Source organism: Methanoregula formicica SMSP (assembly GCF_000327485.1).
Taxonomy (GTDB): Archaea; Halobacteriota; Methanomicrobia; order Methanomicrobiales; family Methanospirillaceae; genus Methanoregula; species Methanoregula formicica.
In genome coordinates, this window is sequence record NC_019943.1 from 2,541,384 (window position 1) to 2,566,648 (window position 25,265).

Sequence of the window (25,265 nt, forward strand, 5' to 3'; positions counted from 1 at the left end):
CAAAATAATCGGCAATAACTCTATTTATACAGATCGATCTTTCCCGTGCAATATCTCACACAGAAAGTGTATTAACATACAGAACAGGAGCTGTGAGTCTGCACTATCTTAGTAGAGCGGCATTCACACAGCAGGAATGGTAATTTTAACAGAACTGAAAAAAAGGAATGAAATCAGAGGACTTTGTGAAGCTCGATCTTGAAGGGTCCGAGCGTGCCGCCAAAGTTACCGGCCGAGATGAATTTGACACCCGGCACAGTTACTGCCGCCTTGATACCGGCTGCCATTGCTGCTGCAACCGACTTCTCGTCAACACCGTCAATGACGATCTCGTACACGGCCTTTACACCGGCCGGGATCTTGGAGTCTGCGACCTTCTCGCGGAGGGTCGGGCAGTACTTCTCGTTCGTGGATGCGGGCATGAACTTGTACTTCAGGCTGCCGACCTTGGAGCCGCTCGCAACGACACCGCCGGGGAAGCTCGTAATGGTCCCGGCAACACCGTCGATTGCCTCGACTGCTGCCTGGGCACCCATGAGGGCTGCCATCTGGTTCTCGCCCATGACAAAGAAGTTCCCGCCGGCAACGCCCTTGACGATGCCGAACTCTTCCTCACCGACATATTCGCCTTCCATGATCGGGATAACCCAGCACTTCCTGCCGCCGACTTCCTTCTGGTACTCGTGGCCATCGCCAAAGAAGTGGAGTTTGACCGGGATCTTCTCTTCGGCATTGGTGATGCCGTTAAAGACAGCAGTCGTGGGTGCCGTCAGGACGCACTCCGCAAGGCGCTCTACGACCTGTTCTTTGAGTTTCTTCTTGCTGGCACAGATCAGGATTGCCACGCCGGGGCGTCCGTCGGGGGTCTGTGAACCGTCCAGCTCACACTCGATACCTGCCTCGCACGGGCAGCCGATCGCGGATGTGGCAAACCCGGTAGCCTCGGTTGCTGCCTTCTTTGCCCATTCCTTGTTCACTGCAGTGATGATGACCCGGCAGACCCAGGTCGGGAATGCCTCTGCATAGGTATTGTCAATAGTAACGCCGTTGATTTCCATGAGATAACCTCTGGTACCACAAAGGTACCATGATGGTCACTGAATAAAGTTTCTAATTACATTTCCGGGCAGGACAGGATAAATGAAAGCGCAGCAAAATAACAAGAGATAATCCCAAGAGGTACATCAAAATTCATTAACTATGGCTTTTTTCCTATTAACATGCGAACCGGGTATTTAAACTAAAATAATACGATCGTCTATAAAACGGGGGTACATCGCCAATAAATTTCAGAACATTTATCTATCATCTTCTACCACTTTTTGTTAGTCGATTTTTAGAATCGATCTATAGCTGGTGCGTGAAGATCAAAAATGGCATTTGCAGTGCACATAACAAAAAACGAATGTACTAGCTGTAAAAATTGTGTGGTTGCTTGTCCTGGTTTCGCAGGTGAGCTTCGTGCAGCGGATTCTGTGCCAACGGATGATGTCTGCCGGGTCGGGAACGGGTTTCCGTTTTTCCTGATTTCAGAGGGAAGCTCACACGCCGGATCCGGCGTCTGCGTCCGGGCGTGCCCATACGGTGTTATCAGAATTGCAGGCCCCGGGTATGGAATACCCGAGGCAGGTGTGCAATAAGAAACAGCGTGAGGGTGAATACATGGCATTGTTTCCCAAGTTTTCGAAAAAGAAGGATGGGGTAAACGTTGTGATGGAGCAGAGGCTCCTTCAGAACACCAACAACCTTATTCTCAATGCTGAGACCTGCACGGGCTGCGGTATCTGTGTCGACGCCTGTCCCGAGGAGGCTATCGTCCTCGGGCTTGTCGGTGCGTCGAGGCGTGGTGCTATCAACTACGCTGCCCCGATCGATGTTGACGAGACCAAGTGTTCCTACTGTGGTGTCTGCGTCATCATGTGCCCGTTCAATGCATTGACACTGAAGGTGGATGGAAAGGAGAGACTTCCGATCATCGAGAAGGAAGGATTCCCGCAGTACGACATGAAGGCGGAGATCAACGACGAAAAGTGTGTCAAGTGCACCACCTGCGAGGAGGTATGCCCGCGGGATGCAATCGACCGGAACGTCCCCGCCTACGAAGGGACCTACAAGGGCCCCGTTGCCGGTGCAAAGCCCAAGGCTTCCGCAATGAAGAAGAAGACGACCTTCACCGTTGACAAGGAGAAGTGTTCGCTCTGCGGCCTCTGCGGCGCCCTGTGCCCGGCAATCGTTGTGAAGCACAAGGAATTCACCGCCGAATCCGGCAAGGTGGAAGGTGACGTGATCTGGGACGAGACCAAGTGCGATGCCTGCAAGGTGTGCGTTGAAGTCTGCCCCGAGGAATGCATCACGGTCGAGCGCGAGATCATCTCCGACAAGATCGATGGAAAGGTCGACATTATCCAGGACAACTGCTGCACCTGCAGATGGTGTGCGGTAAACTGCCCGACCGAGGCAATCACCGTCGAGAAGATCTTCGAAGGCGACATCGAGTTCCACGCAGAGAAATGCCCCGGCGGCTGTTCGACCTGTGCGGAGATCTGCCCGGCAAATGCGATCTACCTGCCGACCCCGAAGCCCGCAGCCGAGCTGAAGCATGACGGCATCGAGGAAAAGATCGCCGTTAACAAGGACTTCTGCATCCTGTGCGGTGCCTGCGTCAATGCATGCCCCGGTGAGGACATCATCGTCCTGAAGAGGACGGGCGTCCGTATGAAGGGCACGGAAACCGACCTGTTCAAGAAGATCAAGGCTAAACTCTGCACCACGAGGAGCTCGAAGGTGAAAGAGGAAGTCACCGGACAGGTTAACCTCAAAATTATGGGGAAGGCGTGAGCATCATGGCACGAACAAAAGGTTACCCCGAAGCGCTGGAGAAGAAACTCCGCGACCAGAGATATGTCCGTGAGGACTCGAATCCAGAATTCTTAAAGAATGTAAAGTCGATCTCACGCACGATCGCCCACATGTGCTACCAGTGCGGTACCTGCACCGGCTCCTGCCCGTCAGCACCCCGCAGCTCCTACCGTATCCGTCACTTCATGCGCAGGGCAGTGCTCGGGCTCGAGAACGAAGCGCTCACCGACCCCGATCTCTGGCTGTGCACGACCTGCTACAGCTGCTCGGACCGCTGCCCGCGTGACATCATCCCGACCGATGTCATCATGGCCATGCGGAACCTCGCTTTCAAGAGGGATATCGTCCCGGTCAACTTCTTAAAGACCGTGCAGGCGATCTATTCATCAGGCCACGGTGTGCCCAACAATGACGTCAACCGTGCAGCCCGCGAGAAGCTCGGACTGACCCGCGACCCGCCGACCACCCACATGTATCCTGAATACATGCCCGGCATCCGGAAGATTCTCGATCACTACAAACTCAAGGCCAATGCAGACCGGATCGTCAAGGAAAGGGAGGGCTAAGCCATGTCTGAAGCAGGCGCAAACCACAAGTTCGCATTCTATCTCGGATGCATTGCCCCGAACCGGTATCCCGGTGTCGAATCCGCCTCGATCAAGGCGATGAAGAAACTCGGCGTGGAGCTCGTCCCCTTAAAGGGTGCAAGCTGCTGCCCGGCCCCCGGTGCATTCGGCTCGATCGACCTCAAGGTCTTCTATGCAATGGCAGCCCGCAACCTCGTGCTCGCCGAGCAGATGAAGATGGATATCGCCCTTGTCTGCAACGGCTGTTATAAGTCGATCTGGGAGGTCAACCACAAGCTCAAGCACAACAAGGACCTCCGCGACGATGTCAATGAAGTGCTCAAGGAAGTTGACATGGAGTACAAGGGTACTATCAATGTCTACCATACCGCCGAGCTCCTCTATAATGACAAGTTCATTGGCGTTGACAAGGTCCGCGACAGCGTGACAAACCCCCTGACCGGCGCCCGCGTTGCCGTCCACTACGGCTGCCACCTGGTGAAGCCCCACAAGGACCGCGAGTTCGAGAAGGAAGTCATGCTCAACACCGAGTGCCCCACCTGGATGGAAGAGCTCGTTGCCGCAACCGGTGCAACCCCGGTCGAGTACCGCAACAAGATGCAGTGCTGCGGTGCCGGTGGCGGTGTCCGCGGGTACGACATTGTCCACGCGCTGGACATCACCAACGAAAAGCTGATCAACCTCAAAGAGGCGAAAGCGGATGCACTCACCGACATCTGCCCGTTCTGTCAGCTCCAGTTTGACCGCGGCCAGATCGAGATCCAGGAGAAGTTCGGGGTCACCTACAACCTGCCGGTGCTCCACTTCGCTGAACTCCTCGGTCTCGCACAGGGAATGAGCCCGCAGGAACTCGGGCTGGACCTCCATGGTATCAGCTGCGAACCGTTCCTGCAGAAGGTGCTGTGAGGTGGTAACAATGGCAGAAAAGAAAGCAACCACCAAGAAAGCCCCGTCCAAGAAAGAGGACTCAAAGAAGGTAGCTCCCGTGAAACAGGAAGTCAAGAAGGCGGCAACACCCGCCGCAAAGCCCAAGGCAGCTCCGGCAGATGCCCCGACACAGGCCGCAACAGTCATGCCCACGATGAACCCGGGGGATGCACGCGTCGGTGTGTTCATCTGTCACTGCGGTACCAACATCGCCGGTTCGATGGATATCCCCGCCGTTGAGGAAGCCTCAAAGAAGATCCCCCACGTGGCCTATGTAGACAACTACAAGTACATGTGCTCGATGCCCGGGCAGACCGTTATCAACAAGGCTGTCAAGGAACACAAGCTGACCGCTGTTGTTGTTGCAGCATGCACACCGCGTCTCCACGAGCCGACCTTCCGTACAGCAACCAAGGACGCAGGATTAAATCCCTTCCGGTTCGAGATGGCAAACATCCGCGACCAGAACTCGTGGGTGCACATGCACGACCGCGAGGGCTCCACGGACAAGGCAATCGATGCCATCAAGATCGCCGTGGCAAAGGCCGCACTCCTCCAGGACCTTCACCCGAAGTCCGTGCCCGTTGAGAAGGCCGCCATGGTCGTCGGCGCCGGTGTTGCCGGTATGCAGGCAGCCCTTGATCTCAATGCAGCAGGCATCAAGACCTACCTTATTGAATCCGACATGAGCATCGGCGGACGCATGTCCCAGCTCGACAAGACCTTCCCGACCCTCGACTGTTCGCAGTGTATCCTTACACCGAAGATGGTGGATGTCGGCAGGGCCGAGAACATCGATCTCATGACCTGGTCCGAGGTCCACGAAGTCGAAGGGTACATCGGTAACTTCGATGTCACCATCCGGAAGAAGGCCCGCGGTGTCATGACCCCCAAGGAAGCCGAAGCCAAGGGTATTTCCGGTGGAGGCTGCAATGGCTGCGGTGACTGTGAGAACGTCTGCCCGGTCGTCAAGCCGAACGACTTCGAAGTCGGGATGAAGCCGAGAAAGGCGATCTACATCAACCACCCGCAGGTCGTTCCCCTCATCTACACCATCGACTTCAACTCCTGTGTCAAGTGCGGGCTCTGTGTGACCGCCTGCGGTCCCGAGAAGCGTGCAATCGACCTCGAGATGAAAGACGAGTTCATCAAGGTCAAGGTCGGTACGGTCATTCTCGCTACCGGTTACGATATCTTCCCCATCGAGAGGAAAGAGGAGTGGGGATACAAGCGGTACGAGAACGTCATCACGAGCCTCGAATTCGAGCGTCTTATCTGTGCATCCGGTCCGACCGGTGGCCACCTGGTCCGCCCAAGCGATGGCGAGACCCCGAAGCGGGTCGCCTTTGTGCTTTGTGCAGGGTCACGTGACAACACCGGTACCGGCAAGCCCTACTGCAGCCGGTTCTGCTGCATGTATTCGCTGAAACATGCCCACCAGATCATCGAGAAGATCCCTGGGTGCATCCCGTACCTCTTCTACATGGATATCCGTTCCTTCGGCAAGATGTACGAGGAGTTCTACTACCGTATCCAGGACGAGGGTGCCAAGTTCATCCGCGGCCGTGTGGCAAACATCATCGAGGACCCCAAGACCAAGAACCTCCATGTCATGACTGACGACACGCTCCTCGACCGCCCGATTGACATGGAAGTCGATATGGTCGTGCTCGCAGCAGCAATCCAGCCTAAGGAAGATACCAACCGGACCCGGAAGCTCTTCGGTGTCTCCTGCTCCATGGACGGCTGGCTCCTCGAAGCCCACCCGAAGCTGAACCCGTGCGGTACCACAACAGCCGGTGTCTTCCTTGCCGGTGTCTGCCAGGGCCCGAAGGATATTCCGGACACGGTAGCATCCGCAGAAGGTGCGGCATCCGCTGCATCCATCCCGATCCACATGGGAGCGGTCGAACTCGAACCGTACTTCGCCATGTGCATTGAAGACAAGTGCGCAGGCTGCGGCATGTGTGTCAACCTCTGCCCGTACTCCGCGCTCTCGCTTGTTGAGAAGAACGGCCGGACCGTCATGCAGGTCACCGAGGCCAAGTGCAAGGGTTGCGGTACCTGCGGTGGCTTCTGCCCCGGTGGTGCAATCTGGATGAACCACTTCGCGACACCCCAGATCGTGGCACAGATCGATGCCTTCCTGCTCGGAGGTGAGCAGTAAATGTCTGCACCCGGAAACTTCCCCATCCCCAAGCGTGGCCCCGGCATCTGGCAGCCTAAGATCCAGGGTATCGTCTGCAACTGGTGTTCCTATGCCGGTGCCGACCTTGCCGGCGGTGGCCGTATCCAATACCCGCCCGACGTCCGGATCGTCCGTGTTATGTGCACAGGCCGTATCGATGCACTCTTCGTGCTGAAGGCCTTCGCTGACGGCGCTGATGGTGTCCTTGTATCGGGATGCCACTTCGGTGACTGCCACTACCTTGAAGGCAACTACAAGGCAGCCAAGAGGATGTTCATGGTCAAGCGCCTGATGAAGAGCATCGGCCTTGACGACCGCCGCTTCCGCATGACCTTTGTCTCGGCATCCGAAGGCGCGAAGTGGGGCGCTGTGATCACTGATGTGGTCAAGACCATCAACGAGCTTGGTCCCAGCCCCATCACCGAGATCCGGAAAGAGATGGAGATCAAGTAACGGTAAAACCGGGACGACGGAATCTCCCTTTTTTCCGCATTCCAGCTCAAAATCGCACAAGAAAGCACTGCAAATCCAGCTTTCGGGGTGAGAGCCATGAAGGATGATGACTGCCCCAAAAGCACATTTTTTATACAGAGCGCATACCATAATCGGAAATTCTTATATATATCATAACAATCAGTTGTACCAATTCTGATTTTGTTAATACTGTGTAAAAAAATGAAACCACTTAAATATGTAGTATTTGAACATTGCTCATGTTTTTATTTTCATTCGCCCAATGATATAAAATTATTTTCCGGGATAAAATAGGAATACTTATATGGCGAAGTTGGGAATTATTGGTTGTCCCATCTTAAGGGGACGTGCAATAGCGACTTTCATTCATGACTCGTGTTCCTGCAGAGGACACGCTCTCGTTCAGCGACAGTATTGTATCGCGGTTAAATGAAATTTGGAGGAATTCAAATGGCAAAATACAAAGACACAATCGACCTCTACGACGATGAGGGTAAACTCTTAAAGAGCAACGTCACTATCGACAAGATCAGCCCGCTGGTCAACAAGGGCACGGCTGGCATCATCGACCTTACGAAGAGGACTGTTGCAGTCAACTTCGCCGGTATCGAGGAAGCACTCAAGACCGGTAAGTTTGGCGGCAAGTCCAACCAGATCCTCGGCCGCAGCATGAGCTGCAGCTGTGTCAAGGACTGCGATGCACTCGCAGCCAAGATCAAGGAGTATGTCCAGGTCGAAGCCGGTGACGACACCAAGATCACCAAGGTTGGCGGCGGCAAGATGATCCTTGTCGAGATCCCGACTGCCCGTATCAGGGCAGCAGCAACCTATGACTGTGCATCAACTGCCGTTGCAGCAGCCACCACCTATGCACTGATCGAGCAGTACAAGGTAGGCATGTTCGACGGCGCGTACGTCAAGGGTGCAGTCTGGGGAACCTACCCGCAGACCATGAGCATGGACGGCGGCAATGTCGTCACCATCATGTCCATCCCGCAGAACAACGAAGGCCTCGGCTATGCACTGCGCAACATCCCTGCAAACCACGCGGTCATGATGACCCACCGGAACGCGATGCAGGCAGCAGCCCTCATGTCAACCTTTGAACACGCCGGCGAATTCGAGATGGGCGCCGCAATCGGCCCGTTCGAGCGTGCCCAGCTCCTGCTCTACGGATACCAGGGACTGAACGCAAACAACATCGTCTACGACCTCGTCAAGAAGAACGGCAAGACCGGTACCATCGGTACTGTCGTCCAGAGCCTTGTCGAGCGTGCCATTGAGGACAAAGTCATCAAGGCAGGCAAGAAGGGCAAGAGCGGCTACATCTTCTACGAGACCAAGGACCCCATGCTCTGGAACGCCTACGCATCCGCAGGCACCCTTGCAGCAACCATGGTCAACTGCGGTGCCGGACGGTTCGCCCAGGCAGTTTCCGCAACCCTGCTCTACTTCAACGACCTGCTCGAGCACGAGACCGGCCTCCCCGGCGCTGACTTCGGCCGCACCATGGGTGTCGCAGTCGGATTCTCGTTCTTCAGCCACTCGATCTACGGTGGCGGCGGCCCCGGTACCTTCAACGGTAACCACGTCGTGACCCGCCACGCAGCCGGTGTCGGTATGCCCTGTATTGCAGCCGCATGCGCACTGGATGCAGGCACCCAGATGTTCGGCCCAGAGGCCACATCCAAGGTCTACCAAGACACCTTCGGCCAGATTGACGCGTTCAAGAAGCCGATGCAGGCAGTTGCAAAGGGTGTATAACCCCATTCGATACAAATGACGGAAGCCACGTTCCCCCAGTGCAGGATTGACTCCGAGCGGTTCATGAACCCCGAGACCACCGAACGCCTGCTGAACCAGATCATTTCAGTTCCCGGAGTGCGGCGTATGGTCCTGAACGGACCCCGCCTTCCGGCAACAGTTCCCTACGGGCCTTCAAAGGGCATCGCAAATCCCCATCCCATGCGGAAGACCATCCGTGTCGGCGACCAGGAGATGGAACTGCAGGTTCATGTAGGCACGGTCCTGCTCGAGCTCGAGAACCGGGATATCATCCCTGCGCTGAAGGCCGCAATCGAACCGGTTTTCAAGGATTTTTCCTTCCATATGAAGGAGGGCAGGTTCATGAAGACCGAGCCGTCGCTTGTGGATTATTGCAAGTACGGTCCGGATGCGGACAAGGAAATTCTCGGCCTTGCTGATCCAAACAGCAAGTCCAGACCCGTAATCATTCAGGGAACCAAATAAGATGCCAATCGGACGAGTAACCCAGGTTGTTGACTGCCGCGAGGCGATGGGCATGGGTAAAGGAGGAGGGCTTGCCCAGCGGGGCACCATCTCCGAATGCCGGTACCCGGACGTCATCGTGGTCGGGATGTCCCCCGGACGCCGCCACGTGACCAAGCCGGTCTGCGATATCACCTCGGGCCTTCGGCAGCAGGGCGTTGAATACAGCATCAGTACGCTGGTGCTGAACGCCGGAAGCGGCGTACCTGCGGACGCACCGAAACTAGCAGGTGGCGTCCTTGGTGCCGCGATGGGAGTTACCGAAAAAGAGATTGCACAGATTGAGAAACACAAAGTCGCCATCCTTCACCACGGGAACGTACGTTCCCATGTCGTCGAGAAGGTCAGGTATATTCTTCAGGCCTGTGATGTGAAGGCAATTGTCGTTTCCCAGTGCCCTGTTGATTTTGAGGATTTCGCAAAGGTGGGTGTGAAGACAACGGTCGTGATGCCTCCCGAAGACAAAATCCGTACGAAAGGTACGGTGATGTCTATCGTGAGCGGCGTGACCCGCGGCCAGACCCCCTCACGCGAGAAGATGGCAGAAGTCATTTCATCCGTAATGAGAATCGTGAAAAAGAAAGATCCATTGGAGTGATAAAATAATGGCATACAAACCCCAGTATGGTCCCGGCCAGTCTGTACCCGCCGCTAACAGGCGCAAGCAGATGGACCCCAGCCGTAAGCTCGCTAAGCTTCGTGATGTCTCCGACAAGGACCTCGTCCTCGTCATGGGACACCGTGCACCCGGCTCTGCATACCCGAGCTGCCACCCGCCGCTCTCCGAGCAGCAGGAGCCCGCATGCCCGATCCGCAAGATCGTGACCCCCACCGATGGTGCAAAGGCCGGCGACCGCGTCCGCTACATCCAGTTCGCTGACTCGATGTACAACGCACCCTGCCAGCCCTACCAGAGGAGCTACCTCGAGGCATACCGCTTCCGCGGCATTGACCCGGGTACCCTGTCCGGCCGTCAGATCGTCGAGTGCCGTGAGAGAGACCTTGAGAAGTACGCCAAGGAACTCGTCGGAACTGAGCTCTTCGATGCAAACCTCACCGGCATCCGTGGCTGCACTGTCCACGGACACTCCCTCCGTCTCGACGAGAACGGCATGATGTTCGACATGCTCCAGCGCTGTGTCATCGACAAGAAGTCCGGTGTTGTCAAGTATGTCAAGGACCAGGTCGGTGTCCCGCTCGACGCAGAAGTCAAGATCGGCAAGGCAATGGACAACAAGTGGCTCAAGGCAAACACCACCATGTTCCACTCCGTATCCGGCGTTGGCTTCCGGGACGACCCCGAGTATGTTGAATACATCCAGCGTATCCACACGCTCCGTGTCAAGTACGGCTTCATGCCCAAGGAGGCATAATTATGGCAAAAGCAGCAAAGATCGAGAGGACCCAGAAGCTCTTCCTGAAGGCAATGAAGGAGAAGTTCGCAGAGGACCCCCAGGCGCAGGCAACCGTCTTCAAGCGCGAAGGCCTTTCCCAGTCCCCGCGCAAGATGGAGTTCGTCAAGGCCGGCAAGGCAGCCGAGATGGACCGCGGTATCTCCATGTACGACCCGGCCCGCTGCCACTGCGGAGGTATCCCGCTCGGCCAGCGCCAGCTGATGACCTACGAGATCAGCTCCACCGGCGTCTTCGTCGAGGGTGATGACTGCCACTTCGTCAACAACGCCGCCATGCAGCAGATGTGGGACGACATCCGCAGGACCATCATCGTCGGCCTCGACCTTGCCCACGGCACCTTACAGAAGCGTCTCGGCAAGGAAGTCACCCCTGAGACAATCAACGAGTACCTCCATGTGCTGAACCACGCAATGCCCGGTGCAGCCGTTGTCCAGGAACACATGGTCGAGACCCACCCGTCCCTCGTGGACGACTGTTACGTCAAGGTCTTCACCGGTGACGACGAGATGGCAGATGACCTCGAGCCCCAGTTCGTCTTAAACGTCGACAAGCTCTTCCCGGCAAAGCAGGCAGCCCAGCTCAAGGCAGCTGTCGGCAAGTCCATGTGGCAGGCTGTCCACATCCCGACCATTGTCTCCAGGACCTGCGACGGCGGAACCACCTCCCGGTGGTCTGCAATGCAGATCGGTATGTCCTTCATCGGCGCATATAAGATGTGCGCTGGTGAGGCAGCAGTCGCTGATCTCGCATTCGCCGCAAAGCACGCCGGTGTCATCCAGATGGCAGACATCCTGCCCGCACGCCGTGCACGTGGCCCGAACGAGCCCGGTGGCATCAAGTTCGGCCACTTCGCCGACATGATCCAGTCCGACCGCAAGTACCCCAACGACCCCGTCAGGGCATCCCTCGAAGTAGTCGCTGGTGGCTGCATGCTCTTCGACCAGATCTGGCTCGGCAGCTACATGTCCGGCGGTGTCGGGTTCACTCAGTATGCAACCGCTGCATACACCGACAACATCCTTGACGACTTCACCAGCTACGGTGTCGACTACGTCAAGAAGAAGCACGGCGCTCTCGGCAAGGTCAAGGCAACCCAGGACGTTGTCAACGACATCGCTTCCGAGGTCACCCTCTACGGTATGGAGCAGTACGAGGAGTTCCCGACCACGCTCGAGTCCCACTTCGGCGGCTCCCAGCGTGCAACCGTCCTCGCCGCAGCATCTGGTGTCTCAACGGCACTCGCCACGGCAAACTCCAACGCTGGTCTGAACGGCTGGTACATGTCCATGCTCATGCACAAGGAAGCATGGTCACGTCTCGGCTTCTTCGGCTACGACCTGCAGGACCAGTGCGGTTCCGCAAACTCAATGTCCGTCCGGCCCGACGAGGGTCTGCTCGGCGAGCTCCGTGGACCGAACTACCCGAACTACGCAATGAACGTCGGACACCAGGGTGGATACGCCGGTATCGCCGGTGCAGCACACATTGCCCGCGGCGATGCCTGGGCACTGTCCCCGCTGATGAAGATCACCTTCTCCGACCCCTCGCTCAAGTTCGACTTCTCCGAGGTACGCCGCGAGTTCGCAAAGGGTGCAATCCGCGAGTTCATGCCTGCCGGCGAGCGCTCGCTCATCATCCCCGCGAAGTAAGCACGAATCCCCACCTACCCAATTTTTTCTTTTTTTTCCGACAGGTTCGAAGAGCCTGCGGCTCTTCTCTTCCTCAACCTTCCAAGGAAGGTTTCGGATTCATCAGACCTGGAGGACGAGAAGAAACCGCAGGTTTCTTCGAATTAATATCGTGATTGCGGGTGCGATTACAAACGTAACCCCATATCCTGATTTCATTTTCACAATCAACAGGTCCTTGACCAGAAGCATGAGAAGAAACCCCCATGCTTTTTTTGGATCACGATTCCGATCGCTAAAAAAAATTCCCGGCCGGTTTCAAAAAACACTCATCCCCTGCCCGACCCCCCTTGGCTTCCCATGGACAAAAATCCCCGCGTTTTCCGAAGAGATTTCCACTGGAAATTAAGGTCTTTTTTACCACTAGCAAAAGGGGGGTTGGGCAGAGGCAGGATTTTCGTTCGCGGAACAGGGGCGATCTTTTTTGCAGTAAATTCCTGGGGAAACACCGGCTCGGGCAGGCTGGTCTGATCATCAGTCAGGGGTCAATAATAACTCTTTTTACAAAATTTCAGAAGGATTGAAGAGATTCTCCCGGGAACGTAAACGATACAATAAGCTGAAAAAAAAGTGAACCGACCGGGATTTTTTTTACAATCGCGATCACAAAAAGGATGAATTACCCCAGCCCGACCCCCCTCACGGCCCTGCCGGCAGGTACAATGGTGGAGAGAAAAAAGGAGGGGAAGAACCTTATTTTGTCACTTCAACCGGGTCGATATTCGCATCGATCAAACAGTCGAACGAGACGGTATTGAGCCAGCCGGCTTTCTCAAACATGTGCATGAAACAGACACCAATCACCGCTGATCCGGCATGCTTCCCGATCACAGCCTTCACCTGCTCAGCCTTGACCGGAACATTGGGCATCGAAAGCCCGCCCATGATGACAAGCGCTTTTGGCTTCAGGGCCGGTGCCGTTGCATTTGCCTGCATCCCGACATTATCGACATGGACAAGCTTTTTCGCCTTCGTCTCGTCCACATACGGGACAAAGACCTGCTCCAGTTCGAGCGAGCGGAGGGCAAACCCGAGCAGCTCAATAAAGGGCGTACAGGTGCCCGGAACGCCATAGTAGACAATCTGGTCGCCCTTTTTCAGGCCCTTTGACTCAATAAACTCCTTGAACGGGCGCAGGATGCCCGGGACGCCGTGGAACACTTCTTTTGTCGCCATAGATCAACAATCATGCCGTAAGAAGATAAGGATTTTTTTAATTCCTCAAAAAAAAGCGTAAGACGGGATAATAACTCTTTTACCCTGCCGGAGGGAACGTTTGGGATAATGAAGAATCCATTCCACATCATGATCATCCCGACGCTGGGTTGCCCGGGTAAGTGCAAATACTGCTGGAGCTCGGAGGAGGGATCACCGGTCATGACCATTGACACGGTCCGGGATATCGTGGAATGGCTTAAGGGATTCCGGAAGGACCGGGTGACCTTCACCTTCCACGGGGGGGAGCCGCTCCTTGCCGGGGCAGAGTTTTACCGCAAGGCGCTGCCGATGCTGGCCGGCGAACTCAGCGAACTTACCCCCGATTTTGCCATGCAGACCAACCTCTGGCGGATGACACCGGAGATTGCCTCTGTCCTCGCGGAATACCACGTCCCTCTTGGCTCAAGCATCGACGGCCCGGAGGAGATCACGGATTCCCAGAGGGGCGAGGGCTATTACCAGAAGTGCATGAAGGGGTACGAGATCGCAAAGACTGCCGGCCTCCAGGTGCGGTTCATCTGCACGTTCACCAACAAATCGGTGAAGCACAAAGAAGCGATCTTCACTTTCTTCAAGGAGAGGGGCTTTGTCTTAAAACTCCACCCGGCACTGCCGTCGCTCCGGTCCGAGAACCCGAAGGAATGGGCGCTGGAACCGGAGGAGTATGGCGAACTGCTGGTCTTCCTCCTCGACAAGGCGCTCGACAACCTCGGGAAGGTCGAGGTGATGAATATCAACGACCTCTGCCGCTGCGTCTTCACCCGACGGGGGTCAGTCTGTACCTACGTGGACTGCATGGGCAGCACTTTTGCCATTGGCCCGGACGGGAGCATCTACCCCTGCTACCGCTTCGTGGGCATGTCGGAGTGGGTGATGGCCAATGTCCGGGACAGGCCGACAATGGAGCAGCTGATGCAGTCCGAACCGGGGAAGCGAATGACGGCGTTTTCGGCCTATGTGAACTCCGCCTGCAAAGACTGTTCGCATATCCGGTACTGCCGGGGAGGGTGCCCGTACAATGCCATCGCCCCATCGGGAGGATCGCTTGAGGGCGTGGATCCGCACTGCGCAGCCTACAAGCGAATCTTCGACGAGCTCAATGACCGGCTGAACGAGGAGATGTATGCGGAACCCCCTGTGGGAATGAATTTTGGGATGCCGGCAGCTTACAAAAAACGACCCGGCGTGATGGCGCTGATGCGGTCGATTGTGGAGAAGTAACCGCCACGGCTCCACAGCTCTTTTGAAGAGGATGCTGTCATGAAGACCTTCCGATATGGCAGGACCGAGATTGCCCACCTGAAAAAGCGGGATAAGAAATTGGGAGCCGCCATCGATGAGATCGGGATGATTGAACGGGACGTGACACCCGACCTGTTCACGGCCCTTGTCGTAGGCGTGGCAAGCCAGCAGATCTCGGCAAAGGCTGCTGAAACTGTCTGGCGCCGGATGGAGGAGAAACTTGGAACGATCACCCCGTCGTCCATTGCCGGTGCCACTCCTGAGGAGATCCAACAGTGCGGCATGTCAATGAGAAAAGCGGGTTACATCAAGGGAATCGGGGATGCCGTGACCAATGGCAGCCTCGACCTTGCCGGGCTCCGTGATCTTTCCGATGACGATGTTATTGCCCGCCTCTCGGCCCTGAACGGCGTAGGGGTCTGGACTGCCGAAATGCTCCTCATCTTCTCCATGGAACGGCCGGACGTCCTGAGCTGGGGAGACCTGGCGATACGCAGGGGGATGATGCACCTGTACGGAAAGAGTACCATCGACCGTGCAGCATTCGAACGGTACCGGAAACGGTATTCCCCTTATGGATCCGTGGCATCGCTGTACCTGTGGGAGATCTCGCACCGGTAATCACCTGGCGGGGCGGACAGCCATTTCCTGACCGATCGGTAATCTTCGCCGGATTCTCCCCGGTCAACACAAACCCTCTTGCTTTGAACACAAGCAGACTTTCCTTAACACAAATTTTTATGATTAAAAATTCCGTAAAACCGTCCGATTTTTAATTCGGGCTTAATATATCCTTCTACGGCGGAATAAATTCGAAACCTTTTAATTAAGATCCTTCCAACGTTAGACTGACCACAAAGAGTATTTACTATGTACTCGATGTGCGTGGCATTGCATTTTGAATACTCTCGTGCATTCGCACGCAGGGAGGAGGCTAAATGGAACATATTGTATTTGGCATTGGAATTACTGCATTGACAGGAGCTCTTGCCACTGTAGCCGGTGCTGCAGAAGATACTGAATCCAACATCGGGTCCCAGGGTGACCCGAACTCACAGGTTCAGCTCGCACCGCAGATGGGTTTCCTGCACCGCATCTTCAACAAGGCGGTTGCAGGAGAACCCCCGGCATACGGTCTCTGGTGCTGTCTTGGCGCCGGACTCGCATGGGCATTCATGGCCATGCAGTTTAACGCGGTTCTTGCTATCGTTCTCGGTTCTGTACTCGCAGTCTTTGTACAGGGCGTTTATGCAACCACCGCTTACGTTGGCAGGACCGCGAGCCTGTCCAAGTTCGGGCAGCCGATCTACGTGGACATCCTGAAGTCCATGACGACGGTTACCATGGCACATGCCTTTATTGCAATCTTCGCAACCGTGGCGATCTGCCAGCTGATCAACGGTGCACTGGGACACCCGTTCCCGCTGCCGCTGCTCGGTCTCATCTGGGGTATCGCACTCGGTGCAGCAGGATCTGCAACGGGCAACCCGTACTACGGTAAGGAACGCCAGTACCAGAACCAGAAGTTCGGTGCAGGTGTCCCGATCTCGGCGTCCGGTAACATCGTCCGCTATGCAGAAGCCGGCGAAAGAAACTCAATCGACAATGGCTGGTTTACCGCAAAGATCGGTGGCTCGGCATCCGGTATCTGCTTTGGCCTGATTGTCTTCCTCGAACTCTGGCGTACCATTCTCTTTGAGCAGGTAGCAGCCGGGTGGGGCGCAATCGTTGTCGGTGTCCTCATCATCCTCGTCTTCACGGTCATAGACCGCTACATCGAGGTCTGGGCACGGAAGACCTACGGACCCTACACCGAGGCAAAGGAGGCATCCTCATGAGCGCAGTTGCAGCAAAGCCCGCAGCGGGCGGCGCAATCAACGGGACTGCAATGGCAGTCGGCGTTGTGATGTTCCTCATCCTCATGGGGATCTGCTATTACATCTACCCGACCGGCCTCATGCCGCTGCTTCTTATCGTTGTCGGCGGTGTCATGATCGGTTTCGGTGTCCACTTCGTTCCTGTCGGCGGTGCACCCGCTGCAATGGGACAGGCTCCCGGTATTGCGACCGGTGTCGCGATGCTTGCAGCCGGTGGCGGTCTCGCTGGTCTCTTCGGCGGTGCATGGGCAGCAGCAGCAGGGCAGGACGCCCTCGTTGTCGTCATCACCGGCGGTATTGGCGGCGGCCTGATGATGGCCATCACCTGTATGATGGTGAACTTTGTCTATGTCTTCGGCATGGGTATCCCGGCAGCATCCGGTAAGGTCGCAAATGACCCGATCACCGGTGACAGCCAGGCAGAATACAAGTCCCAAGGTACCGAAGGACACGGCCTTCCGTTCGTCTCGTTCGTCGGCGGTGTCATCGGGGGTCTCTTCGCAGGTGCAGGCGGTACGCTCATCTACCTTGAGCTTCTCGAAGTCTACAAGGCAGCGCTCCCCGGTGTCATGCAGATCACCGCAGCACAGGTACTCCCGATTGCCGTTTCCGCAGCAGGTATGTTCGCCGTGGGCATGTTCCTCGTGAACGCAGTGCTTACCGCGTACAACATCACGGGAACCATCGAAGGACCCCACGACCCGAAGTTCAAGCGCTGGCCCCGGTCAGTCGTTGCATCCGCAGTTGCATCAGCACTCTGCGGCCTTGTGGCGATCCTGATCGTTGCACTCTGAGGTGTTGAAGATGACAGTAAAAGTTGAAGTAATTGAAGGTGGCATCCCGCACAATAAGATTATGATTGCGGGTATTGTCAGCACACTCGTCTGTCTCTACCTGACCTACCTCAATGTGCTCACCTCCACCGAGATGTTCTCATTCTTCGGCGGCTTTGCGGTGATCGCGGCATTGATCTGGGGGAGTCACACCATCAAGGTACTGTGCAGTTACGGTATCGGTACCGGTGTGCCCTCGGCAGGTATGATCGCATTCGGCTCAGGTGTTATCGCTATGCTGCTTGCAACCAAGTTCGGCATCATGGCGCCGATCGTTGCAGCAGTCCTTGCAGCAGTCATCGGGTTCATCCTCGGGTATGTTTCGAACAACATCCTGAACATGAAGATCCCGGCCATGGTCCAGTCGCTCACGGAAATGGCGATTGTCGGTGCACTCTCCCTCATGGGCTTTGCAGCACTGATAACCGGCAGGTTCACCTTTGACGCCCTGACCACCGGACATGTTACTGTCCTTGGTATGTCACTTATGACACACCAGCAGTCGTTCATCGGAGGATGTCTCATCGCAGTCGCATTCCTGCTCGGTGCAATCGCCATCCAGCACCCGTTCAACGCGTGCCTTGGCCCCGGCTGGCAGCAGGACCGCATGCTCATGCTCACTGCAGAGTGCGGTTTCCTCTCCATGATTGTGGCAGCCGTCATGTCCTTTGCCTTAATCAGCACGGGATCAGCAATCATCTCGCTCGTCATTGCAATTATCGGCTGGGCATACACCTACAAGGAATACATGGTGCTCTCGAAGCGCGATGCAGCAGCATGGCTCGATGCAAAACCGATTCCTGAAGTGGAGGGACACTGACATGGGATACGTACTTGTACTCCCGGAATTCGGCCTTGTAGCCGACCCCGTAATCGGTGTTGTAACCTCTGCAGGAGAATCACTCGCACCGGTCATTGAAAAGGTCGCAGTCCTTGAAGCAACCAGTGACGATCTCGTCAACATGCTCTCAGGAGAAGGCAACCTCCTGGCCTCATTCCCGAACAGGGAGAGCGGCCTTGCAATCGGTGGCACAATCACTTCGTTCTGGTACGGTCTTGCAGTCGGATTACTCATTGCCGGAATCATCGCATTCCAGATGATCAAGGTGGTCTAACATGGCTGACAAGAAATCACCAGCAAGTGGCTGGCCGCTCATCAAGGGTGACTTCCACTCAGGCGACGCTAACAGCCCCGTTGCTGTTATCACCATGGGTTCTCACCTCGATGAACAGGGTATCTGCGATGCCGGAGCGGCACTCTGCGGGTCCTGTAAGACCGAAAACCTCGGCCTCGAAAAAGTCATCGCCAACGTTATCGCCAACCCCAACATCAGGTTCGCCCTCCTCGTCGGTACGGAAGTGAAAGGTCACCTCTCCGCACAGACCCTCGTCGCCCTCCACAAGAACGGCGTCAAGGACGGACGCGTCGTCGGCGCTGAAGGCGCTATCCCCTTCATCGAGAACCTCAACGACACCCACATCAAGCGGTTCCAGGAACAGGTTGAGATCGTCAACATCATGGAAACCGAAGACGTCGGCGCTGTCAAGGCTAAGATTAACGAACTCAAGGCTAAAGACCCGGGTGCGTTCGCTGCCGATCCTATGGTCGTCGAGGTCAAGGAAGCTGCAGGCGGTGCCGAAGAAGCTGGCGGGGAAGTCCGCCCGCTCTCCGGTGAGATGGCACTCATCACGGCCCGCATGAAAGTCATCGAGAAGATGGTGACAGATATCGGATACCGGGACAAGTTTGCCGCCGGGGTCTATGCAGGTAAGATCGAAGGCTTGATGATCGGTCTGATCGTCTCGTTTGCCCTGGTCGGATTCCTTATGCTGGGGTGAACAAGATGGCAGAAGAAGCTAAATCAACCGGACCCGTCAGGATGGTCGCAATCGATAACATGGTGGAGAACATCCGCTATAAGTCGCAGATCCTGGCAAGGACCAACAAGATCGACTCGGCAGTCACTGCATCCGGCTTAGTCGGATTTGTCGCAGGCCTGCTCACGGCACTGATCCTGATCGTGCTGCCGGTATTATTAATGGGGTGAAGAAGATGGCTGACAAGAAATCACCAGCAAGTGGCTGGCCGCTCATCAAGGGTGACTTCCACTCAGGCGACGCTAACAGCTCCGTTGCTGTTATCACCATGGGTTCTCACCTCGATGAACAGGGTATCTGCGATGCCGGAGCGGCACTCTGCGGGTCCTGTAAGACCGAAAACCTCGGCCTCGAAAAAGTCATCGCCAACGTTATCGCCAACCCCAACATCAGGTTCGCCCTCCTCGTCGGTACGGAAGTGAAAGGTCACCTCTCCGCACAGACCCTCGTCGCCCTCCACAAGAACGGCGTCAAGGACGGACGCGTCGTCGGCGCTGAAGGCGCTATCCCCTTCATCGAGAACCTCAACGACACCCACATCAAGCGGTTCCAGGAACAGGTTGAGATCGTCAACATCATGGAAACCGAAGACGTCGGCGCTGTCAAGGCAAAGATCAACGAACTCAAGGCTAAAGACCCGGGTGCGTTCGCCGCCGATCCCATGGTCGTCGAGGTCAAGGAAGCTGCCGGTGGGCAGGAAGCAGGCGCCGCAAGTGCTAATCCCCAGTTCCTCGAGATCGAGAAGAGGCTCGATAAGATCGAGAAGAAACTCGAGTTCGTGGATGCGGAAGTTGCACAGCGCGTTGGACGAAAAATCGGACGGGATATCGGTATACTATACGGCCTGATGGCAGGCGTTATGGTATTTATCATGATGTTGTTCCTGTTCCAGAAATTAATGGCAATGGTATAATGGAGGTGTAATAGAACATGTTCAGATTTGAAAAAGAACAGAGTGTCTGGGACTTCAACGGCACCAAGATTGGTGGACAGCCCGGCGAGTACCCGACCGTACTGGGTGCCTCAATCTTCTACAACAAGCATGAATGCGTACTTGATGACAAGAAAGGCACTATCGACAAGGCAAAGGCAGAAGCACTCTGGAACCGCTGTCAGGTTCTTTCTGACGCAACCGGTATTCCGCACTTCATCCAGATCATCGCGGAATATGGAGAGGCATTTGAGAGCTACTTCAACTGGTTTGACTCGATCGACAACAAGACCGCGTTCCTGATGGACTCGTCCGTGCCCACGGCACTTGCCCACGCATGCAAGTACGTGACCGAAGTCGGTCTCGCAAAGCGTGCGATCTACAACTCGATCAACGGTTCAATCCTGCCGGAGAGCATCGAGGCACTCAAGAACAGTGATGTCGACGCAGCAATCGTCCTCGCCTTCAACCCTGCTGACCCCTCGGTCGCAGGAAGAGAGAAGGTGCTCGTAGAGGGCGGTGTTGCAGGTCAGACCAAGGGTATGCTCGAGATCGCAGAGTACTGCGGTATCACCCGCCCGATTCTTGACACTGCAGCAACCCCGCTCGGCCTTGGAAGTGGCGGCGCATACCGTGAGATCCTTGCCTGCAAGGCAATCCACGGTTACCCGACCGGTGGTGCATACCACAACATGACCGTATCCTGGACCTGGCTCAAGCGCTGGAAGGGAACCTCAAAGACACCTTCCGTGCTCGCAGAGGGATACAAGGGCAAGGATACCCTGCTCCAGCAGATGTCCCACCACTACCTTGGCGGTATTGAGGGCATCAAGCAGGCTGCATGGTCCGCACCCGATATCGGCTGCAACATGATTGCCTCCACTCTCGGTGCAGACCTCATCATGTACGGACCCATCGAGAACGTAGAAGCAATGATCACGGCACAGGCCTACACGGACATCACCGTCCTTGAGGCAACCCGCCAGCTCGGGATCGAGTGCAAATCAGAAAGCCACCCAATCTTTAAACTCATTTAATTTTTTTTCTCCGAGAGGTCGCAGACCTCGAGGAAGAGAAGAAATTCATCAGAATTTCTTCGAATTGGTGAGGGTTTGAAGAACCCGAACCAGGAGAAGAACTGTGCAACAGTTCTTCGACTTGCGAAGAACCTTACTCAACGATATTTCTTCGAGTTCCAAGATATCACAGACCTCGTGGTGGAGAGGCCTCGCCAGCGCTTCAACATATTGAAAAAACTCCTGAAAAAAGAGAACTACTTTTCGCCCTTCCGTCTCACCGCTTCCACGGGCCCTGGGGGAGGTTGACAATCCGGATCGCCTCATCGGCTTCCTTCAGCCGCCCGAGGTTACGCAGGGCGATCGCCTTATTGTACCAGACAAAGGAGTTGATCGGGTTGAGCCCGATCGCCTTCTCGAAAAATGCGAGGGCCTCCTCGTTTTTCCCGAGTTCCCGCAGGGCAATGCCCTTTCCGGTCATGGCACGGATATTTTTCGGGCTCTCCTCGAGAATGGCGTCGAAACACGTAATCGCTTCCTTGTGTCTTCCCAGCTCGTTAAGAGAATATCCTTTATTGGCGATGGCAAAAGTATACCCGGGGTCGAGTGCAAGGGCCCGGTCAAAGCACTGGATGGACTCTTCGTACCGGCGTATCTTGCGGAGCGTGTACCCTTTCTCGAACCAGACCGAGATCAGGCCGGGGTTGATGACGATTGCCTTGTCATAACAGGCAATTGCATCCTCGTGCCGCCCGAGATCATAGTAGATCCTGCCCTTGTTCTCCAGGGCCGTGGTATTGTTCTGGTCGATCTCGAGGACCTGATCATACAGGGAGATCGCATCATCATAGCGCCCGACTTTCATCTGACGATGCGCCTTGTCCAAAACCGACGGTATGTCCATATGGCTCATAGTATCATTCACACGAGGGTAAATAATACCTTGCAGGTCATTCCTTCCCGCTTGTGCGTGATGTTATGATCCCTTGAAATTAGTAGTGAAGGTCAAGTCCACTCAGGCAGTTACCGGTTTTGCCGGTAGTGGGCATACAGGCACCCTGCTGCAATAGCTGTGATCACTAGGAGCGGGACAAGGGACGACTTTGTCGCAGCTGGTGCAGGTGGCACGCTTGTCGTAACAGCCGTTGTCTCAGGGGCTATTATTACCGGTGGTGTTGGCGGGACGGTGGTTGCTGTCGTCAGAACAGTCGGATCATCATCCAGAAGGTTGAGTGTATACTTCGCTCCGGTGCTGACCCGGTCTTTTGAGAGAGCGCCGTCCTTGAGGTACACGCTCAGCGTCTGGTAACTGTGTCCTGCAAGACTTGAGGCATCAGCCTGTGCATTGACCGCATACACAAGATAGGTCCCGGGATCGATCTCGCGCTCGAGTTTTGACGTGTCCCATTTATACGACCAGGTCTGATCGCTGGCAAGACCAACCATCGTGTTATATCCCTGGTCGGCTCGTTTGGTCGGGTCAGTCAGGGGGGCTCCGTTCGCCGGGAGACCGGGACCGGTCATGAACAGGTAGATGGTGTCTCCGCTATACGAAACACCGTGCAGTGCAATGGTTTCACCAAGATATCCCTCGTAATCCTCGCTGTAGCCGTACGCAGACGCAACGGGCATCAGAAAGACGGCACAGAGAACCGTGAGCAGGAGCAGGGGGCGGCCCCATGCGGCCGGGTTTTGGGAAAACGATGTAATCGGTGCCATACAGAACAAAGTAAACCGCGGAGAGGTTTATAGATTTGTCCTGGCGGAATGGTGGCAGAGCCGGTGCTGGAAGTGCAGACACCAGAGGATCGAGAGGAGGGCCGGGGAATCAGTACAGCCGGTAGATGAAGTAGCCGTCCTGGATATGTTCGGCCTGGTCGTAATCGGCAAGAAGGTTCTTCCTGTTACCGTAGGATAGCATCTTCTGTCGCAGGGTATCCATGCCGGTTGTGTTGTAGATGAGGGTTTTTAACTCCTCGTTGACCCGGCGGATCTCCTTTGTCTTCATCTTCCCCAGCACATCCGAGGGGTAGGCATCGATATCAAAATAGGCAAAGAGCGTTTCAAGGCAGATCAGCCAGAGTTTTTCCGATACCGCATGCTCTGCAGCCCGTGTCGCTTCCGAATCAGTGAGCACAAGATAGGCCTCGTCATTCCCGTGGAAAAACGCCCGGAACCCGTAGAGGTTTCCTTTGGATTCCTGAAGAACCTCCGGGTCGACATGGAGAAAGGCTGCCAGGGCCTGCCGTTTCTGGTACATGGAGGGATCCTGTATGGTCTGCATCCGACGTCTCCTTACGTTCCGTCGTTGTCTCTACAATGAAGGATGGATGTTTAAGATTATAAGTTCGTGCGTTTTTTGGAAAGATACTCTTCCGGTGGAGTGGATCACAGGAAGACACCGGATGGCAGACAACAAAAAAGGTTCGGGAGTTCAGATCATCAGCGCTTCAAAGCCGTTCTTTCGGACCTTGCCAAACTGGACGCTGATCTTCGGGTCGAGGGCACAGACCGGGCAAGCATAATCATCCGGCAGGTCTTCGAACTTTGTCCCCGGTTTTATCCCGCGGTGCGGCTCTCCGCGCTTCTCGTCATAGACATAATTGCACATGGAACAGATGTATCTCGTGGGCCGCCATTCCTCAAAGCCCCACTTCCCGATTTTTCCCTTTCCCTGCTGGCCGCAGACTGGACATACATACGTGTCCGGCAGGTCTTCAAACGGTGTATTCCGGGGAATGCCGTTATGAGGTTCTCCAATCAGCGGTGAGTAGATGTACCCGCAAAGCGTGCAGCGGTACCGGGTCATACCCTTTGCTGCCGGTTTTTTTGCGGATTTTTTCACAACGGGCGTTTTCTTTGCCGCCACCATCTTACCCGGTTTTTCGGCAGGTTTCTTCTTCACAGCGACGGTCTTGGCAGTGGTCTTCTTTACCAGAGTCTTTTTCGCGGCCACAGGTTTTTTTGTCACCCGGGCTGCGGTTTTTCTTTTCGCTGCAACGGTCTTTGCGGCCTTCTTTACACCACCTTTCATTCCAGTCTTTCTGGTCTTTGCCATAATCATTCACCTGTGCGGCCATTGCCGCCGGTCTTCCGGAGTCAGAGCCGCTTTACTGGAACATGGAAGGCTATGATATTATGTATTATGGATGATGCAACACGCCAGCGTCGGGCATGTGGACGAGGATGACCATCCATGTTTATCCGCACGAAATGCGTATTATTCAGCTAAGAGCCACAATGGACGATATCTCCGGCATCCTCTACGCGTTTGCGACTCTCTTCATTATTTTAAATCCGCTCCTCTCGGTACCGATATTCGCGGCGATGACACGGGGGCAGTCACCGGCCGAGATCCACAAGCAGGCATTCATCGCCGTTGCGGTTGCCGGCAGCCTGATGTACCTCTTCCTTGTCTTCAACCAGGTCATCTTCGATATCCTCGGCCTCAGTATCCCCAGCTTCCAGATCGCGGGAGGGATCCTCCTCTTCCTGCTCGGCATCCAGGAAGCCCTGGGCATCGAGCTGGGGCATTCCAAGGGACATGCCAAAAGTGCCGCAGGCGTTGTCATCGGGACGCCCCTCCTGTGTGGGCCCGGAGCCATAACAACCGTTATGCTCCTCTCGAAGGATTACGGATTTCTCATCCCCTTTGTCGCCATAACGCTCGCGCTCCTTGCAACCTGGATTATCCTCTATTATTCAGAACTGATCCAGCGGGTGCTTGGCGAGGTTGTCACGGACATCATGGGAAAAGTACTGGGTATGTTCCTTGCCGCAATCGCTGTGAACCTCATCACCTCCGGCATCCTGACACTGGCAGGAATATAATTCATTCTTCTT

Annotated in this window: 29 protein-coding genes; 23 read left to right on the forward strand and 6 right to left on the reverse strand. The window is 55.5% G+C overall.

Features of this window, described 5'->3' with window-relative positions:
* Positions 1 to 173: 173 nt before the first annotated feature.
* Positions 174 to 1,058: a formylmethanofuran--tetrahydromethanopterin N-formyltransferase gene (gene fhcD, locus METFOR_RS12675; RefSeq protein WP_015286552.1), complete on the reverse strand. Its 885-nt coding sequence runs from the start codon at positions 1,056 to 1,058 to the stop codon at positions 174 to 176.
* 315 nt (positions 1,059 to 1,373) lie between these two features.
* On the opposite strand from fhcD, the gene METFOR_RS16155 reads away from it, so the two are divergent.
* The 11 genes from METFOR_RS16155 to mcrA all read left to right on the forward strand — a co-directional run bounded on the left by METFOR_RS16155 (position 1,374) and on the right by mcrA (position 12,388).
* Positions 1,374 to 1,640 carry a hypothetical protein gene (locus tag METFOR_RS16155; protein ID WP_015286553.1) on the forward strand — a complete coding sequence of 89 codons (267 nt, stop codon included), beginning with the start codon at positions 1,374 to 1,376 and terminating at the stop codon, positions 1,638 to 1,640.
* Between the two features lie 22 nt (positions 1,641 to 1,662).
* A complete protein-coding gene (locus tag METFOR_RS12680) occupies positions 1,663 to 2,838 on the forward strand; it encodes a 4Fe-4S binding protein (RefSeq protein WP_048111408.1) in 1,176 nt (391 codons plus the stop codon).
* Between the two features lie 5 nt (positions 2,839 to 2,843).
* Positions 2,844 to 3,425: a CoB--CoM heterodisulfide reductase subunit C gene (gene hdrC / locus METFOR_RS12685; RefSeq protein WP_015286555.1), complete on the forward strand. Its 582-nt coding sequence runs from the start codon at positions 2,844 to 2,846 to the stop codon at positions 3,423 to 3,425.
* Between the two features lie 3 nt (positions 3,426 to 3,428).
* The gene (hdrB, locus tag METFOR_RS12690; protein WP_015286556.1) at positions 3,429 to 4,352 is read left to right on the forward strand and encodes a CoB--CoM heterodisulfide reductase subunit B; all 924 of its coding nucleotides are present in this window, start codon (positions 3,429 to 3,431) and stop codon (positions 4,350 to 4,352) included.
* Positions 4,353 to 4,362: 10 nt separating this feature from the next.
* The gene (locus tag METFOR_RS12695) at positions 4,363 to 6,540 is read left to right on the forward strand and encodes a CoB--CoM heterodisulfide reductase iron-sulfur subunit A family protein (protein WP_015286557.1); all 2,178 of its coding nucleotides are present in this window, start codon (positions 4,363 to 4,365) and stop codon (positions 6,538 to 6,540) included.
* The gene (locus tag METFOR_RS12700; RefSeq protein WP_015286558.1) at positions 6,541 to 7,014 is read left to right on the forward strand and encodes a hydrogenase iron-sulfur subunit; all 474 of its coding nucleotides are present in this window, start codon (positions 6,541 to 6,543) and stop codon (positions 7,012 to 7,014) included.
* 471 nt (positions 7,015 to 7,485) lie between these two features.
* Positions 7,486 to 8,799 (forward strand): coenzyme-B sulfoethylthiotransferase subunit beta, encoded by a 1,314-nt coding sequence (gene mcrB / locus METFOR_RS12705; RefSeq protein WP_015286559.1) that lies wholly within the window; start codon positions 7,486 to 7,488, stop codon positions 8,797 to 8,799.
* A gap of 15 nt (positions 8,800 to 8,814) precedes the next feature.
* A complete protein-coding gene (mcrD, locus tag METFOR_RS12710) occupies positions 8,815 to 9,285 on the forward strand; it encodes a methyl-coenzyme M reductase operon protein D (protein ID WP_015286560.1) in 471 nt (156 codons plus the stop codon).
* A gap of 1 nt (position 9,286) precedes the next feature.
* Complete coding sequence (gene mcrC / locus METFOR_RS12715) at positions 9,287 to 9,922, forward strand: methyl-coenzyme M reductase I operon protein C (protein ID WP_015286561.1); 636 nt, start codon at positions 9,287 to 9,289, stop codon at positions 9,920 to 9,922.
* Positions 9,923 to 9,929: 7 nt separating this feature from the next.
* Entirely contained in the window at positions 9,930 to 10,697 is a 768-nt protein-coding gene (mcrG, locus tag METFOR_RS12720; protein WP_015286562.1) for a coenzyme-B sulfoethylthiotransferase subunit gamma, read from the forward strand.
* 2 nt (positions 10,698 to 10,699) lie between these two features.
* Positions 10,700 to 12,388, forward strand: a complete 1,689-nt coding sequence (mcrA, locus tag METFOR_RS12725; protein WP_015286563.1) for a coenzyme-B sulfoethylthiotransferase subunit alpha — start codon at positions 10,700 to 10,702, stop codon at positions 12,386 to 12,388.
* A gap of 732 nt (positions 12,389 to 13,120) precedes the next feature.
* Here the strand turns inward: mcrA and METFOR_RS12730 are convergent.
* Positions 13,121 to 13,603: a DUF2124 domain-containing protein gene (locus tag METFOR_RS12730; protein WP_015286565.1), complete on the reverse strand. Its 483-nt coding sequence runs from the start codon at positions 13,601 to 13,603 to the stop codon at positions 13,121 to 13,123.
* Positions 13,604 to 13,711: 108 nt separating this feature from the next.
* Here METFOR_RS12730 and METFOR_RS12735 point away from each other — a divergent pair, with 108 nt between their 5' ends.
* The 11 genes from METFOR_RS12735 (at position 13,712) to METFOR_RS15675 (ending at position 21,731) form a co-directional block, all read left to right on the forward strand.
* Positions 13,712 to 14,866, forward strand: coding sequence for a TIGR04083 family peptide-modifying radical SAM enzyme (locus tag METFOR_RS12735; protein WP_015286566.1), 1,155 nt, complete (start codon positions 13,712 to 13,714; stop codon positions 14,864 to 14,866).
* A 39-nt stretch (positions 14,867 to 14,905) separates the two neighbouring features.
* Positions 14,906 to 15,508 (forward strand): DNA-3-methyladenine glycosylase family protein, encoded by a 603-nt coding sequence (locus METFOR_RS12740; RefSeq protein WP_015286567.1) that lies wholly within the window; start codon positions 14,906 to 14,908, stop codon positions 15,506 to 15,508.
* 317 nt (positions 15,509 to 15,825) lie between these two features.
* Positions 15,826 to 16,725, forward strand: a complete 900-nt coding sequence (gene mtrE, locus METFOR_RS12745) for a tetrahydromethanopterin S-methyltransferase subunit E (protein ID WP_015286568.1) — start codon at positions 15,826 to 15,828, stop codon at positions 16,723 to 16,725.
* Positions 16,722 to 17,558, forward strand: coding sequence for a tetrahydromethanopterin S-methyltransferase subunit D (gene mtrD, locus METFOR_RS12750; protein ID WP_015286569.1), 837 nt, complete (start codon positions 16,722 to 16,724; stop codon positions 17,556 to 17,558). The genes mtrE and mtrD overlap by 4 nt, the downstream gene beginning before the upstream one ends.
* A gap of 10 nt (positions 17,559 to 17,568) precedes the next feature.
* Positions 17,569 to 18,417 carry a tetrahydromethanopterin S-methyltransferase subunit MtrC gene (mtrC, locus tag METFOR_RS12755; RefSeq protein WP_015286570.1) on the forward strand — a complete coding sequence of 283 codons (849 nt, stop codon included), beginning with the start codon at positions 17,569 to 17,571 and terminating at the stop codon, positions 18,415 to 18,417.
* Position 18,418: 1 nt separating this feature from the next.
* Positions 18,419 to 18,712: a tetrahydromethanopterin S-methyltransferase subunit MtrB gene (gene mtrB, locus METFOR_RS12760; protein WP_015286571.1), complete on the forward strand. Its 294-nt coding sequence runs from the start codon at positions 18,419 to 18,421 to the stop codon at positions 18,710 to 18,712.
* 1 nt (position 18,713) lies between these two features.
* Entirely contained in the window at positions 18,714 to 19,436 is a 723-nt protein-coding gene (mtrA, locus tag METFOR_RS12765; RefSeq protein ID WP_015286572.1) for a tetrahydromethanopterin S-methyltransferase subunit A, read from the forward strand.
* Positions 19,437 to 19,441: 5 nt separating this feature from the next.
* On the forward strand, positions 19,442 to 19,645 hold the full coding sequence (locus tag METFOR_RS12770; RefSeq protein ID WP_015286573.1) for a tetrahydromethanopterin S-methyltransferase subunit F: 204 nt from the start codon (positions 19,442 to 19,444) through the stop codon (positions 19,643 to 19,645).
* A gap of 5 nt (positions 19,646 to 19,650) precedes the next feature.
* Positions 19,651 to 20,388 (forward strand): tetrahydromethanopterin S-methyltransferase subunit A, encoded by a 738-nt coding sequence (gene mtrA, locus METFOR_RS12775; protein ID WP_015286574.1) that lies wholly within the window; start codon positions 19,651 to 19,653, stop codon positions 20,386 to 20,388.
* 17 nt (positions 20,389 to 20,405) lie between these two features.
* Positions 20,406 to 21,443, forward strand: coding sequence for a tetrahydromethanopterin S-methyltransferase subunit H (gene mtrH, locus METFOR_RS12780; RefSeq protein WP_015286575.1), 1,038 nt, complete (start codon positions 20,406 to 20,408; stop codon positions 21,441 to 21,443).
* Between the two features lie 75 nt (positions 21,444 to 21,518).
* Positions 21,519 to 21,731, forward strand: a complete 213-nt coding sequence (locus tag METFOR_RS15675; protein ID WP_158491389.1) for a hypothetical protein — start codon at positions 21,519 to 21,521, stop codon at positions 21,729 to 21,731.
* On the opposite strand, the gene METFOR_RS12785 is transcribed toward METFOR_RS15675, so the two are convergent.
* The 4 genes from METFOR_RS12785 to METFOR_RS16160 all read right to left on the reverse strand — a co-directional run bounded on the left by METFOR_RS12785 (position 21,700) and on the right by METFOR_RS16160 (position 24,480).
* Entirely contained in the window at positions 21,700 to 22,326 is a 627-nt protein-coding gene (locus METFOR_RS12785; protein ID WP_148277692.1) for a tetratricopeptide repeat protein, read from the reverse strand. The two genes, METFOR_RS15675 and METFOR_RS12785, sit on opposite strands and share 32 nt — an antisense overlap.
* Positions 22,327 to 22,445: 119 nt before the next feature.
* Positions 22,446 to 23,141 (reverse strand): hypothetical protein, encoded by a 696-nt coding sequence (locus tag METFOR_RS14715; RefSeq protein WP_015286577.1) that lies wholly within the window; start codon positions 23,139 to 23,141, stop codon positions 22,446 to 22,448.
* Positions 23,142 to 23,250: 109 nt separating this feature from the next.
* Positions 23,251 to 23,706: a hypothetical protein gene (locus tag METFOR_RS12795; protein ID WP_015286578.1), complete on the reverse strand. Its 456-nt coding sequence runs from the start codon at positions 23,704 to 23,706 to the stop codon at positions 23,251 to 23,253.
* Between the two features lie 150 nt (positions 23,707 to 23,856).
* Entirely contained in the window at positions 23,857 to 24,480 is a 624-nt protein-coding gene (locus METFOR_RS16160; protein ID WP_015286579.1) for a rubredoxin, read from the reverse strand.
* A 182-nt stretch (positions 24,481 to 24,662) separates the two neighbouring features.
* Here METFOR_RS16160 and METFOR_RS12805 point away from each other — a divergent pair, with 182 nt between their 5' ends.
* Positions 24,663 to 25,253, forward strand: a complete 591-nt coding sequence (locus tag METFOR_RS12805; protein WP_015286580.1) for a MarC family protein — start codon at positions 24,663 to 24,665, stop codon at positions 25,251 to 25,253.
* Positions 25,254 to 25,265 lie beyond the last annotated feature (12 nt).